This window comes from Tepidibacillus infernus (genome assembly GCF_048898065.1).
Taxonomy (GTDB): domain Bacteria; phylum Bacillota; class Bacilli; order Tepidibacillales; family Tepidibacillaceae; genus Tepidibacillus_B; species Tepidibacillus_B infernus.
Genome location: NZ_JBLWFI010000001.1, coordinates 80,654 through 94,332 on the forward strand (window position 1 = coordinate 80,654; position 13,679 = coordinate 94,332).

Sequence of the window (13,679 nt, forward strand, 5' to 3'; positions counted from 1 at the left end):
TATTTATTTGGGCATAATAAACCTTGAGGCATATATAGCTTCAAGGTTTTTTGTTTATCATATGCTTTTGTTCGAACATATTTAAAATAGATAAAGGAGATGCAAAGAGAGTGAGAAACAAAATATCTGTGTTTTTATTTACTTTATTCATCATATTATCTCAACATTTGCCTGCTTTTGCAGAAGAAATCGATCAAGCCGCAGAACATGCAAAACAGTTTGGTTTTTGGACATTAATCCCGCCATTGATTGCAATCATATTAGCTTTTATTACAAAAAATGTTGTGTTGTCGCTATTTATCGGCGTCTTTTCAGGAGCATTTTTGTTACAACTTACATCGTATAATGTTTTAGGTGCCTTATTTCAGGGATTGCTTCAGGTTGTACAATATATTTTGACATCTTTAGCAGACCCTTGGAATGCTGGAATTATCCTTCAAGTTTTAGCAATTGGTGGGCTAATCGCCTTAGTTACAAAGATGGGTGGGGCAAGAGCGGTAGCTGAATCGTTAGCAAAAAAAGCAAAATCCCCAAGAAGTTCACAAGTGATTACTTGGCTTTTAGGCATACTGGTCTTTTTTGATGACTATGCGAATTCACTCATTGTTGGACCGATTATGCGTCCTGTTACAGATAAATTACGAGTGTCAAGAGAAAAGCTTTCATTTATTATTGATGCCACTGCAGCGCCAATAGCGGGTATTGCATTAGTTTCTACTTGGATTGGCTATGAAGTAGGGTTAATTAAAGATGCATATTCTTCAATTGGGCAAGATGTCAATGCTTATGGTGTCTTTATGGATACAATCCCTTTTCGATTTTATAATATTTTATTATTAGTCTTTGTTGTAGCTACGGCATTATTTATGAGAGAATTTGGCTCGATGTATCAGGCAGAACGTCGAGCAAGAACAACAGGAAAAGTATTAGCGGATACAGCAAAACCAATGGCAACTGATGATAAAGATGTTCAGCCAAAAGAGGGTATCCAATTAAATATATGGAATGCAATTATTCCCATCGGGCTTTTAATGATTCTATCCTTTGGTGGCTTTTACTACAATGGGTACATGGCGATCATGGGTGGAGAGGATGAGGCTGTAAAACAACTGATTCAATCTAGTCCATTATCCTTTGCAGCCATTCGTGAGACTTTTGGATCATCTGATGCAAGTGTAGTATTATTCCAGGCTGCTCTTTTTGCAAGTATTGTGGCCATGATCATGGGTATTAGTAAGAAGATCTTTACCGTTTCGGAAGCGATTGAAACATGGATTAACGGAATGAAGTCTCTTTTGATCACTGGGGTTATTTTACTATTAGCGTGGTCCTTAAGTAGTACAATGAAAGAATTAGGTACAGCAAAATATCTTGTTGGTCTATTATCTGATACCCTACCAGCATTTGCTTTACCAGCGATTATCTTTATTTTTGGAGCAATTATTTCATTTGCAACTGGTACTTCTTATGGTACGATGGGTATCTTAATGCCATTAACTATTCCATTGGCAGCTGCATTATCTTCAGACCCTAATTTTATTATCATGAGCGCAGGAGCAGTATTAACAGGTGCAATTTTTGGCGACCATGTTTCTCCTATCTCAGATACAACGATTCTATCTTCGATGGGAGCAGGTAGTGACCATTTAGATCATGTAAGAACCCAATTAGATTATGCGATTCCAATAGCTATTTTAACTATTTTCTTAGGTTATTTACCTGTCGGATTAGGACTATCAGTTTGGTTTACACTTCCAATCGGTATCCTTGGTGTTATCTTGTTAGTTCGCTTTGCAGGAAAACCAGTTGAAAATTAATATAGTCGACAAATTTCCTTACTCCCACTTTTAAAAGTGGGAGTAATCATTTTTACGGTGAAATATAGGAAGGATTTCCCCTTGACCTTTTAAAGAAATTAAGGGAAACTTATAATAACTTGTACAACCTTAAGCGCACATAGATGTGGGAGAAAAAATTGGGGTGAGAAATATTGAGATGTCCTTACTGCAATTATAATGGAACAAGAGTATTAGACTCTCGACCGATCAATGATGGAAAATCCATACGAAGAAGAAGAGAATGCGATTCATGTAATAGAAGGTTTAATACCTATGAAGAAGTAGAAGAAACACCCATTTTAGTCATTAAAAAAGATGGAAGTCGTGAAGAATTTAGTAGAGAAAAAGTGCTAAGAGGGCTTATTCGAGCATGTGAAAAAAGACCAGTGCCATTAGAAACGTTAGAAAATATGGTGGCAGATATTGAAAGAGAATTAAGAAATGATTTGAAATCAGAAGTTGACAGCAGAGTCATTGGTGAAATGGTGATGGAAAAACTATATCAGATTGATGAAATTTCCTATGTTCGTTTTGCCTCAGTCTATCGCCAGTTTAAAGATATTAATGTATTTATTCAAGAGATTTCTGAGTTACTGCGAAAAGGATGAAGAGAATCCCCTCCAATTCGGAGGGGATTTAAATAATGTGATATTATGAGCAAGTTGAACCAAAAGTAGATCTAACAGTAAAGCCACTTCCCCAGCGGGAATCACGAAAATCTACTTCAACATCGCCTATATTTTCAAGCTCTTTAGCATTGACGACCACTTTAAAGTTCTCATATTCGAAAACTTTATCTTCTTCATTTGGCTCATCCAGAGCCAATCCCAAGGATGGACCGCCTCAGCCAAAACCAGCAATATATACACGGATTGCTGCGCTACTTTGTTTCTCTTTCAGTAACTCTTCAAGCTTATCCTTTGCACTTGGTGTTACGGAAACCATATCATTACCTCCCCTTCTCAATGTTTAAGCATCTAGTTGTGAGTTAAATACCCATAAAGGTATTATATATGGATTGGTTTGGAGAAACAAGTGTTGTTTTTGTTAAGTTAGAGTGATGGTATAATAAAGATAAGCTTTTTATAAAAGGGGTTGATTTAGAATGTCTTACATCTTCAATGAAATTACACCACAGGATTCTTATATTATAAGATTACCTAATTCAATCGAAACTACCCAATTTTCTTACATGATTGAGTTATATCAACCCATTATTGGCACAGAGGCTCTAAGTTTATATTTAACCTTCATTTATCACCTTCCTTTAGGACAGGCAGGTGTTTCAATACCAAATCTGCATAGAGGTTTAATGACACAACTTCAGCTTTCCTTTCCAACGATTATTAAAGCGAGAAAAGTTTTGGAGGCTGTTGGTCTTTTAGAAACTATAAAGTATAAACACGTTGAAAAAAATGAACATATCTTTGAATATACCCTATTTCCACCATTACATCCTATCCAATTTTTTCAGAGTGACGTTTTAAGCCTATTGTTGTTAAATCGATTAGGGAAGTCAGCTTTTCAAACCTTAAAATCTAAGTTGACACCAAACTTAAATTGGAACCATGGGTACTACATATTTGCTGAGAAAATAACCAAGTCATTTGATGAAGTTTTTGATACTGTTTTAGCCTCTGAATTCAAGATAAAACCAGGTTCTGAAATAGAGCAATTGATTCAACCGCTCGAATATCAGGAAGAGAAAAAACAATCACCTAAACTAGATATTAAGAAAAAATATCTTGATATTGATTTTATAAAAGGAATGGGTAGTTCCATCTATCCCTTAGAAAAAATCATCGATTCAGATTTAGAAAAACTTTTACATGAATTAGCTTTCCTTTATCAATTATCTGAAACTGACATGATCAATCTATTAAAGGATCATACCATTTATGATTCAACTGGAAAAATTGATAAGCAGTCACTCAGAAAAAGGGTAAAAGAGCGAGTTCAATTTGCTGAAAAGGAAGTTGTCATTGTTCAAAAAGAACAGCTGGTTGATGAAAAAAAACAGAAATCAGCCCACAATCTTAGTAAAGCAGAGCAACATCAATGGGAATTAGAACATTTAACTCCTATAGAACTAATGAAACAATATCAAGGTGGTGGAAAGATAGCAGAAGCAGATTTAAACTTAATTGAAGGACTGTTAATTGATTATCAATTGCCATCAGGAGTAGTAAATGTATTAATAGAATATATTATGTTGACTAATGAATATAAACTTCCTAAGAATTTAACGGAAAAGATCGCGGGGCATTGGAAACGTCTAAAAATCAAAACCGTAAATGAAGCGCAAAATGTGGCCAAGAAGGAGCATCAATTGTATAAAGAATGGAAAGAGGTAAAAAAAGGTTCAAAGAATGCAGCCAAGAAAGCTTTTACTTCCACAAAGTCGGGAAAGAAAGAGAAGATACCAGATTATATTTTACAGCAAGAAGAAAAGTATCATCAGAAAGAGAATACAACTGACTCTATAGATAAAGAAAGTCAGGATGAAATCAATCAATTGTTAAGGAAATTAGGAGAAATTTAATGAGGGGAAAGATGATAAAATGGATCCTTTAAGTCAAATCATAGGTGAATTAATACCCAACTTAAGCGTTAATAAGCAAAAATGGGTTCGTTATTTTGAACAACATCCAGAATTACAGTCACTTTTTCAAACAAACGAACTCTCTAAAGAGATGATTCTTCCTTCATTAAATCAACTTTATCAATATATCGAGGATAAAAAGAATTGTTCCCTCTGCATTGGAATTGATAATTGTCCAAATTTATTAAAAGGGCATTATACGACTTTAAAATTTGAATATGGCCAAATTCAAAGTATATTAACAAAATGCCAAAAGTTACTTAACCAAGAAGAAGAGGAATATAAAAATCAATTATTTAAGAGCCAATATATTCCAAAGGAAGTTTTGAAGGCTTCTTTTAAAGAGATTGATCAAACGTTAGGACGTAAAGAAGCCCTTATGGGATTATTAAAATTTATTGACCTTTATCAATCTGGTCAAAAACGAAAAGGAATCTATTTATATGGTCCGCTCGGAGTTGGAAAAAGTCACATGTTGGCAGCGACTGCGAAGAAATTAGCAGAAAATAAAATTTCCACTTTAATGATCTATGTACCTGATTTTTTTAGAGAAATGAAAAGTTCTATCCAAGACCAAACCTTAAATGAAAAAATGAAGCTTTTACAAGAGGTTGAGGTTCTAATCTTAGACGATATTGGAGCAGAAACGATTTCTCAATGGGAAAGAGACGAAATACTAGGAGCCATCTTACAAGCTAGGGTAGTAAAAGGGTTGCCTATCTTATATTCCTCTAATTTAAATTATGATGATTTAGAAGAGCATCTGGCGTATTCAAATAAAGGTGGAGTGGAAAGCTTAAAGGCCAAAAGAATTATGGAAAGAATTCGGCATTATACAGTGCCTTACTTTGTCGATGGACCTAACAGAAGAATGTTGGAATGACCCCTTTGATGCGAATTTTTTAGGTTTGAAAGTGTTGAATGTAAATGAAGAGGATGCTATAATAATTTTTGTCTTAAGAATGGGGCATTAGCTCAGCTGGGAGAGCGCTACACTGGCAGTGTAGAGGTCAGGGGTTCGAGCCCCCTATGCTCCACCATCAATAAAACCAATAACAGAAAATTCGCTTTTAGATCTAAACCTTCGATAATTAAAAACTCGTTTATTCAGAACTTGGATGTCTGCATCACGCTGATCCAACTTGTTATTAATCGTCTGAAGCATTGCATGAACGTTTTCTGGATTGCTTTCTTCGATACGTTGAACAGTGGCCTTAATATCTGTAACATCTGATTGTAAATAAGATGCTTTTGTTTCAAGTGTATCAAATTGGGTGTTCATGTTGGATTTGATATCTTGTATCTCTGATTTCATATTTTTCATTTCATTCTCTATGCTATTTAATCTTTGATTATTCATTATCCAATTTTAAGCTCTCCTCAAATACTGTAATATTTTATTTTTAACAATTATAGCATATAAAGCAATAAAGAATAACAAAGTTTGAAACAAAACCTATTGTCTGTTTTAGTTATTGTAGTTATAAGGATGATTGCTGTTGTTCCTCAAAAAGAAAATGTCCGCCCCCTAATCATCATAAGGGCGGTTTTTTTACGTAACTCCTCTAATTCCTTCTTTTTTTCCTCCTCATTAACTTCAATTTGTAGATCATCATTCCAATCCAAACAGCGAAACTCTCAACAGCAACGTAATCTAACCAATTCGTAAAATCAATATCATTTAGTGTAGTCATGAATAATAGTAAAAATAAGATATCCGTACTATTTATTTTTTTTCATAAAAACCAGCTCTTTAATTTCTAGGTGTGTTATGCTCCACCATACTTAAATATTACAAAACATATACTCCTTAATAGGCTATAGTACAATCAAATGCTAGACATTTACATAGTATTTGTATTGTGAGATTTACACCTACAAAGGAGAGATGATAATAATGAAGAAAATAGGAAAAGATGATGCTTATCCAGGTCTTGTGCCAAACCATACCCATGGTTCTGTGGATTATACTTCAATCGAATTAGATCATGTTCATCAATGCCTAGATATTACTTCACCACCAATACTAACTAGTGATGGGGGACATATCCATTCTGTCGAAGGTTACGTTTTGTTTGAAAATGGTCATACACATTATTACGAAGCATACTCTAGTCCAGCCATTCCAGTGGGCAGTGGAAGGCATGTTCATTACTATGATTTCTATACAACAAAAAATGTCGGACACAAGCATCGTATTAGAGGTGTAGATCAACCGGCGCCTGGCGATCTTTAACCTTGACAAATTGTGTTTAACATTTTTAAAATATATAGTACACAATTGATCGGGATGTGGCTCAGCTTGGTAGAGCACCACGTTCGGGACGTGGGGGTCGCAGGTTCAAATCCTGTCATCCCGACCACTATGAGCTTTCATAAAAAAAGAAGAAGACCTACTTTAAATCATACTAAGTAAGGCCTTCTTTGTCGTTTATAGGTTAGAATTACTTAGATAAATTTTTTGTAACAGCAAGCATAAACTTTAATCCATTTTGAACACCTGGATCTTTCATTAGCTTTAACAATGAGCCAAAGCCAACTTTAGAGGTATCATGTTTTATATCTTCTTTTGCCTGTTCAACGGCATCTAGCACTTTATTAATCGTTTCCATGCCACCTAAATCAGCTAGTACTCTATCTCCAGTTTCTACTGCTGTCCCGGCGATATTAGCCATTTTAATTACTGCCCCTGTGTTAAATGCTCTTGTTGCACCGGAAATGAAGTGAGCTAAATCTAATAAATCTTTTAATACATTTTGCTCTTTCATGGTATTAATTGTTTGTACTAATTCTTTTAAGGTATTTAATTCTTGTTCAGTTAATTCTAACGTATTCTTACATTCTTCCATTGTCACACTCATTTTTTACACCCCTTTTCCTTTCTATAATAGTCCTCGAGCTGTCATCCAATACATTTCGTTAAATGCATGTTTAAACCAATGGATCATAGCAGATGGTGGAACTGGATTTGGAGGATTTTTATAATCCATATTAATGTAAGTTCCTTCTTCTAGACCTGCTTCGATAAAACAGAAAACTTTTCCATCATAGAAGTGAGTAGGTGTTTGACCATGAAGTTCTTGCTCAATATTTTTAGCAACATATTCAGACTCATAGTGAGCTGTAGAACCAGCTTTACTAATTTGGATTGCAGTTGCGTCTCCAACTACATAAATAGAAGGATCTACTTCAGATTTTAAAGTGTATTGATTAGTCGGAATAAAGCCCATTTCATTACCAAGTTTAGAATCGAAGATAACTTTTGCTCCGCGATGAGGTGGAATTGAAATTAACAGATCAAAGGATTCTTCTTTTCCGTCCTTGGAAGTAAGAACCTTTTTCTCTGGATCTACTTTTGCAGGCACGAATTGAGTAACATAACGGATATTACGTTTTTCAAGTTCAGGTTTTAACCATTTAGCAACCTTAACTGCCTGATGAACTTCCTCAAGCGGATAGGTATAAACGAGCTCAACCTTTTCTCGAATACCTTTCTTTTCAAAGAATTCATGTAACATTAAATACAATTCAATAGGTGCAACTGGGCATTTATGAGGTTGGCCAAGTGTAATAACGATCTTACCACCTTGGAAGTTTGTGATTTTTTCTCTTAGTTTAAGAGCACCCTCCATTGTATAGAAGTCATCACCAGCTTCAGGTAAGCCAGGAATTAAGTCGAAACGAGGAATTGCACCTGTACCGATGACTAAATAATCATAAGTGAAGTCACCTTTGTTTGTTTTGATTACTTTTTTATCTTTGTCGATCAATGTTGCATCAGCGATGACAAGGTTTACATTTGGATGTACTAAAGCCTTCTGTTTTTTTACATAATGCTCAGGATTTTGCAAACCAAAAGCAATGAAGAGATAACCTGGTTGATAGATATGATCCTCTTCTGCTGTAATCATGGTAAGTTTAACTTCACCATTTTTAATTTCGTGATTTAATCCTTTTGCCAAGTGGTTAGCAACCATGGTTCCACCGGTTCCACCACCAAGAATTACAATGTTTTTAGCCATTTTTTTTACCCTCCCTTAACTTTGGTTCTATAAAGAGAATTGCCTAGGCCAAACTTTGTTCAATATTGAACATGGAACAAAGATACCTTAGGCGGTATGTCTCTAACTCATATTTTATACAAGTCTCGATTATTTTTCCAATGATTTTTTTAATAAATACTAATAAGTAATCATTCTTTTCTGAGCGAGAGAAAAAAAATAAATAGATGGGTGATCACATAAGAAAAAATACATTATTTTCATATAATATATTAGCTATCTTTTTAGTTTTCTGAAGGGGGGAAGAATGATGATTGAAATGGGTATTATTATAGCTTTAGCCATGTCTTTAACCCCATTTCTAAGTGATTATATCCATATTCCTAAAAAGCTAAGAGCATGGACTACACTATTGCTTATCGTTTTGCTAAATATAGGGAATGCATTATTATTTGCAGACCATCAAATTATCGAATCAATCAGACAGGGAATAAATGATGGAGTCATTGCAGTGGGTTTATATTCTACAGGCAAGAATACGTTTGAATATATGAAGTCAAAAAAAAGATTAAATTGACATTTATTCGTTTTAATGGTATGATAATTGATGTCTCAAAAGAGGTTCGGTAGCTCAGTCGGTAGAGCAGAGGACTGAAAATCCTCGTGTCGGCGGTTCGATTCCGTCCCGAACCACCATTTTTTAAATGAAAAGTGGACAACTATTTAAAGTTAATGTTTATTTGCGGACGTGGCTCAGTGGTAGAGCATCGCCTTGCCAAGGCGAGGGTCGCGAGTTCGAATCTCGTCGTCCGCTCCATATATTTGAGCGCAGCTACGTCGATTTTACTTCTAGCAAGCGAATATAGTTGTGCCCTTTAGGGTACTCCATTAACGTGCCGGGGTGGCGGAATTGGCAGACGCACAGGACTTAAAATCCTGCGGTAGGTGACTACCGTACCGGTTCAAGTCCGGTCCTCGGCACCATTAATATACTCAGAGAGTGCACTATATTAATTTTCGAGTACGACGTTGAATGACATCATTATCAGATGAATTTCATATTGCAAATAAAATAGTAGCTTTTGATAGCTACTTTTTTATTTAACTTAATTTTACATTTGTTTAATAATTTATCAACAATGTGTCGTTAAAATAAACATTTGACATAGATTTGACCTCACATTATATATGAAAAAGGGATAGCGCTTGCTATCGCTCATTTTTTTCTGTCATCAATGTCTTCCTAATATTCTTTTCTTCTTAAAGCAGAGATAACTCATATGAGTATGGATGAATCATAATAAAAACGGAAAAAATAAAAAAACAGATCAAAATTTACAATTCCTTAACAATTCATTAACGCTAGCTTGATATGGACAAAGTATACTCAAACTTGTAAGGAAAACAAATCAAAAAATTCAAGGGGGCTTTTGAAAGTGAACTTTAAAAAATTAGGCTTACTCTTCCTAGCATTAGTGATTGTCTTTACTTTAGGAGCATGTGCTGCTCAAAATCAACCAAATCAACAAGGCGGAGAACAAACACAGCAAGGTGGAGATGCTGCGGGTAAAGATATACTATTAAACGGAGCTGGTTCCTCTTTCGTTAACCCATTATTACAAAGAATGATTCCAGATTATGCAAATGCTAAAGGTGTTAAAGTAAACTATCAATCAATTGGTAGTGGTGGCGGAATTCAGCAATTGATAAAGAAAACAGTAGATTTTGCTGCATCTGACGCGCCTATGAAAGAAGACGAGATCAATCAAGCAGGTGGAAATGTGCTTCACATTCCAGTAACATTGGGTGGGGTTGCCGTTACTTATAATTTAGAAGGTGTAGATAAATTAAAATTAACTCCACAAGTATTAGGAGAAATTTACACAGGAAAAATTACAAAATGGAATGATAAAAAAATCACCGATATTAATCCAGGTGTAAACTTACCAGATGAAGAGATTAAAGTAACACATCGTTCTGATGGATCAGGAACAACTTATATTTTTACTAGCTACCTAAATGCTGCAGTACCCGAAATTTGGGGTGATAACTTAGTTGGTAAATCAATCGAATGGCCAGTTGAAGGTATTGGTGCAAAAGGTAATGAGGGTGTAGCTGGACAAATTCAAAATGAGCCTGGTACGATTGGTTATGTTGAATTAGCCTACGTTATTGAAAATAAAATGACAGCAGTCGAGCTTCAAAATAAGGATGGCAATTTTGTGGCTCCAACGCTTGAAACAGTTTCTGCCGCAGCTGCTGGAGCAGTAGCAAATATGCCTGAAGATATGAAAATATCTTTAGTAAACCAACCTGGTGCAAATAGTTATCCAATCGTTGGAACAACATGGTTATTGGTTTATGAGAATTCCCCAATGGATAAGGAACGTACTCAACAAGTGGTCGACTTCTTAAAATATGCTGTTACTGAAGGACAAAAATTTGCTGAAGAGTTACAATATGCTCCATTACCAAAAGAAATTCAAGATTTAGATGTTAAACAATTAGACAAAGTTCAAGTGAAATAGTAAAATGACATACGGATGGCAAAAAACCCTAAATAACAGGGTTTTTTGCTGTGTATTTTAGCTTGGTAAGGGGTGTATCGCTTGAAAAAACATTACGGAGACAAAATCTTTAAGGGAATCGCTTATCTATTTGGTTTTTCAGTTATGTTTCTACTTTTCTTAATGATTTATGAAATGTATTCTGGATCGAAGTTATCGATTGCTGAGTTTGGGTGGGATTATATTTTTGACTCGAAATGGAATCCAGTTGAAGAACAATTTGGAGCTTGGCCTTTTATTTATGGGACAGTGGTTTCTTCACTTATTGCACTTCTCATTGCAACGCCGATTAGTGTTGGGATTGGCATCTATTTAGTAGAAATAGCACCTAAATGGGTTCGAAACTCGGTAGGATTTATGATTGAATTATTAGCAGCAATCCCTTCAATTGTGTATGGCTTGTGGGGAATGTTTATTTTAGCTCCATTTTTACGGAACTATATCGCACCTATTTTTATTAATACATTAGGAGAATTTATACCTTATTTTTCAGGTCCGGCGTATGGCGTGAGTTTATTTACAGCTGGTGTGATCTTAGCTATTATGATTATCCCTACAATTGCATCAATTTCAAAAGAAGTGATTGCAACTGTACCAAATACACAACGTGAAGCAGCTCTAGCTTTAGGAGCAACCAAATGGGAAATGATTCGAACAGCTGTTTTAACCTATGCAAGAACGGGAATATTAGGTGGTATGATTATTGGGTTAGGACGAGCAATTGGTGAAACGATGGCAGTAACGATGGTTATCGGGAATAGACCTTCTGTCCCAAAATCTATTTTTGATCCAGCCTATACGATGGCAAGTGTAATAGCCAATGAATTTACTGAAGCTTCATCAAATCTGTACTTATCTGCATTGATTGAAATTGGTTTGGTCTTGTTCGGGGTTACTTTACTTATTAATATTATTGCAAGATTATTGGTTTGGTCAGTTTCAAAAGGAACTCAAGAGGTGAAATGATGAAATCACTTAAGAACAGAAAGATAAAAAGTAAAATAATGGTTATTCTCACAATTATTGCAACAGTAACTGCCTTAATTCCACTGTTTAGTATTTTTGGATATGTTATTATGAAAGGTTTACCTGCATTAAATTTAAGTTTTTTCATTCATACGCCAACTCCCCCTGGAGTTGAAGGTGGTGGAATAGCAAATGCAATCATTGGAACGTTTACTTTAATTTTAATTGCTTCAATTATAGGTATTCCTGTTGGTCTCATGTCAGGGATCTTTTTATCTGAATATGGGAGAAATAGGTTGGGTAAGTCCATTAGTTTTCTTACTGATATTTTAATTGGTGTCCCTTCCATCGTTGTTGGTATTGTCGTCTACACTTTATTAGTCATTTCCATGGGTGGTTTTACAGCGATTGCTGGAGGAGTTGCATTAGCATTTATTATGATTCCTGCGGTTACACGTACAACAGAGGAAATGTTAAAATTAATCCCAAGTGATATTCGCGAAGCTGGATTAGCATTAGGGTTACCTAAATGGAGAGTTATTTTATTCATTGTTTTACCTTCTGCAATGAGGGGAATTGTAACTGGAATTATGTTAGCTGTTGCACGTGTATCTGGAGAAACAGCACCATTATTATTTACGGCGTTTGGAAATATTTATTTTAGCAGAACTTTACTAGAGCCTATGGCTTCTATCCCCGTTCAGGTCTTTAACTATGCGATCTCTCCATATGCAGACTGGAAAGCTCAAGCTTGGGCAGGGGCATTAGTGTTGATCCTTCTAATTTTAGTTCTTAATGTGTCTGCACGTTTTCTCACAAGAAGTAGAGCTTAATTTTTCTAGGGTTCTCGCAAAAGTAATCGGAATACGGTTCGAAGGAGGACGTCACTTTTGTGGGTTATCTTGTGAACTCATCTTACTTATCGTCATACATTAATGAGGTGGAATCTATGTCAATTCAAGTAAATAATTTGAACGCTTGGTATGGAGATTTTCATGCTATAAGAGATATAAATTTGGATATAAAAGATAAACAAGTTACAGCTTTAATTGGACCGTCTGGTTGTGGGAAATCTACATTTATTCGTACGATCAATCGCATGCATGAAGTGATTGAAGGTGCACGAGTTACTGGTGAAATCATCGTTGATGGCCAAAACATTTATGATACGAATATAGACCCAGTAAGCGTACGCCACCGAATTGGGATGGTTTTTCAGAAACCTAATCCATTCCCGACGATGTCGATTTACGATAATGTGATTGCTGGCTTACGTTTAAATGGAACGAAAGATAAAAAAATCTTAGATGAAAAAGTAGAGACTAGTTTAATTCAGGCTAATCTTTGGGACGAGGTCAAGGATCGTTTAAATAAAAATGCCATGGGGTTATCTGGTGGTCAACAACAACGTCTATGTATTGCTAGAACCTTAGCAGTAGAACCAGATGTAATATTGATGGATGAACCAACATCTGCACTTGACCCGATTTCTACATTAAGAGTTGAAGAATTGGTTCATTCTTTAAAGGATAAGTATACAATCATCATCGTCACTCATAATATGCAACAAGCGGCTCGTGTGTCTGATAAAACTGCCTTTTTCCTAAATGGTGAGTTGATTGAATATGATGATACTGTTAAAATCTTTTCAAACCCTAAAAACCAAAAGACAGAGGATTATATAACTGGTCGTTTTGGTTAATAC

Annotated in this window: 14 protein-coding genes and 5 tRNA genes; 15 read left to right on the top strand and 4 right to left on the bottom strand. The window is 35.3% G+C overall.

What is annotated here, in order from left to right; translation table 11 throughout:
* Positions 1 to 110: 110 nt before the first annotated feature.
* Both TEPIDINF_RS00455 and nrdR read left to right on the top strand, forming a co-directional pair.
* Positions 111 to 1,817: a Na+/H+ antiporter NhaC family protein gene (locus TEPIDINF_RS00455; RefSeq protein ID WP_421691139.1), complete on the top strand. Its 1,707-nt coding sequence runs from the start codon at positions 111 to 113 to the stop codon at positions 1,815 to 1,817.
* A 173-nt stretch (positions 1,818 to 1,990) separates the two neighbouring features.
* Entirely contained in the window at positions 1,991 to 2,446 is a 456-nt protein-coding gene (nrdR, locus tag TEPIDINF_RS00460) for a transcriptional regulator NrdR (protein ID WP_069799178.1), read from the top strand.
* Between the two features lie 43 nt (positions 2,447 to 2,489).
* Here the strand turns inward: nrdR and TEPIDINF_RS00465 are convergent, their stop codons facing one another.
* Complete coding sequence (locus TEPIDINF_RS00465; RefSeq protein ID WP_399168555.1) at positions 2,490 to 2,783, bottom strand: IscA/HesB family protein; 294 nt, start codon at positions 2,781 to 2,783, stop codon at positions 2,490 to 2,492.
* 160 nt (positions 2,784 to 2,943) lie between these two features.
* Here TEPIDINF_RS00465 and TEPIDINF_RS00470 point away from each other — a divergent pair, with 160 nt between their 5' ends.
* The 3 genes from TEPIDINF_RS00470 to TEPIDINF_RS00480 all read left to right on the top strand — a co-directional run bounded on the left by TEPIDINF_RS00470 (position 2,944) and on the right by TEPIDINF_RS00480 (position 5,480).
* A complete protein-coding gene (locus tag TEPIDINF_RS00470) occupies positions 2,944 to 4,380 on the top strand; it encodes a DnaD domain protein (protein ID WP_068722678.1) in 1,437 nt (478 codons plus the stop codon).
* A gap of 19 nt (positions 4,381 to 4,399) precedes the next feature.
* Positions 4,400 to 5,323 (top strand): primosomal protein DnaI, encoded by a 924-nt coding sequence (gene dnaI, locus TEPIDINF_RS00475; protein WP_068722680.1) that lies wholly within the window; start codon positions 4,400 to 4,402, stop codon positions 5,321 to 5,323.
* A gap of 81 nt (positions 5,324 to 5,404) precedes the next feature.
* Positions 5,405 to 5,480 (top strand) — tRNA-Ala (locus TEPIDINF_RS00480).
* On the opposite strand, the gene TEPIDINF_RS00485 is transcribed toward TEPIDINF_RS00480, so the two are convergent.
* Positions 5,468 to 5,764 carry a hypothetical protein gene (locus TEPIDINF_RS00485; protein WP_421691140.1) on the bottom strand — a complete coding sequence of 99 codons (297 nt, stop codon included), beginning with the start codon at positions 5,762 to 5,764 and terminating at the stop codon, positions 5,468 to 5,470. The two genes, TEPIDINF_RS00480 and TEPIDINF_RS00485, sit on opposite strands and share 13 nt — an antisense overlap.
* Before the next feature lie 573 nt (positions 5,765 to 6,337).
* On the opposite strand from TEPIDINF_RS00485, the gene TEPIDINF_RS00490 reads away from it, so the two are divergent.
* Both TEPIDINF_RS00490 and TEPIDINF_RS00495 read left to right on the top strand, forming a co-directional pair.
* Entirely contained in the window at positions 6,338 to 6,676 is a 339-nt protein-coding gene (locus TEPIDINF_RS00490; RefSeq protein ID WP_068722769.1) for a YmaF family protein, read from the top strand.
* A 50-nt stretch (positions 6,677 to 6,726) separates the two neighbouring features.
* Positions 6,727 to 6,803: transfer RNA gene (locus TEPIDINF_RS00495), tRNA-Pro, on the top strand.
* An 81-nt stretch (positions 6,804 to 6,884) separates the two neighbouring features.
* On the opposite strand, the gene TEPIDINF_RS00500 is transcribed toward TEPIDINF_RS00495, so the two are convergent.
* Positions 6,885 to 7,301, bottom strand: a complete 417-nt coding sequence (locus tag TEPIDINF_RS00500; RefSeq protein ID WP_068722771.1) for a DUF1641 domain-containing protein — start codon at positions 7,299 to 7,301, stop codon at positions 6,885 to 6,887.
* Between the two features lie 21 nt (positions 7,302 to 7,322).
* Positions 7,323 to 8,462 (bottom strand): NAD(P)/FAD-dependent oxidoreductase, encoded by a 1,140-nt coding sequence (locus TEPIDINF_RS00505; protein WP_068722773.1) that lies wholly within the window; start codon positions 8,460 to 8,462, stop codon positions 7,323 to 7,325.
* Positions 8,463 to 8,748: 286 nt separating this feature from the next.
* Between TEPIDINF_RS00505 and TEPIDINF_RS00510 the strand changes: the two genes are divergently transcribed.
* From TEPIDINF_RS00510 to pstB, 8 genes are all read left to right on the top strand, one after another.
* Entirely contained in the window at positions 8,749 to 9,018 is a 270-nt protein-coding gene (locus tag TEPIDINF_RS00510) for a hypothetical protein (protein ID WP_421691141.1), read from the top strand.
* Positions 9,019 to 9,061: 43 nt separating this feature from the next.
* A tRNA-Phe gene (locus TEPIDINF_RS00515) sits at positions 9,062 to 9,137 on the top strand.
* A gap of 46 nt (positions 9,138 to 9,183) precedes the next feature.
* Positions 9,184 to 9,258, top strand: a tRNA-Gly gene (locus TEPIDINF_RS00520).
* 78 nt (positions 9,259 to 9,336) lie between these two features.
* A tRNA-Leu gene (locus TEPIDINF_RS00525) sits at positions 9,337 to 9,425 on the top strand.
* 452 nt (positions 9,426 to 9,877) lie between these two features.
* Positions 9,878 to 10,969 (top strand): phosphate ABC transporter substrate-binding protein PstS, encoded by a 1,092-nt coding sequence (pstS, locus tag TEPIDINF_RS00530; RefSeq protein ID WP_084818690.1) that lies wholly within the window; start codon positions 9,878 to 9,880, stop codon positions 10,967 to 10,969.
* Positions 10,970 to 11,041: 72 nt separating this feature from the next.
* Entirely contained in the window at positions 11,042 to 11,974 is a 933-nt protein-coding gene (gene pstC, locus TEPIDINF_RS00535; protein WP_069797498.1) for a phosphate ABC transporter permease subunit PstC, read from the top strand.
* Positions 11,971 to 12,807: a phosphate ABC transporter permease PstA gene (gene pstA, locus TEPIDINF_RS00540; RefSeq protein WP_069797496.1), complete on the top strand. Its 837-nt coding sequence runs from the start codon at positions 11,971 to 11,973 to the stop codon at positions 12,805 to 12,807. The genes pstC and pstA overlap by 4 nt, the downstream gene beginning before the upstream one ends.
* A gap of 116 nt (positions 12,808 to 12,923) precedes the next feature.
* Positions 12,924 to 13,676 carry a phosphate ABC transporter ATP-binding protein PstB gene (gene pstB / locus TEPIDINF_RS00545; protein WP_068727360.1) on the top strand — a complete coding sequence of 251 codons (753 nt, stop codon included), beginning with the start codon at positions 12,924 to 12,926 and terminating at the stop codon, positions 13,674 to 13,676.
* Positions 13,677 to 13,679 lie beyond the last annotated feature (3 nt).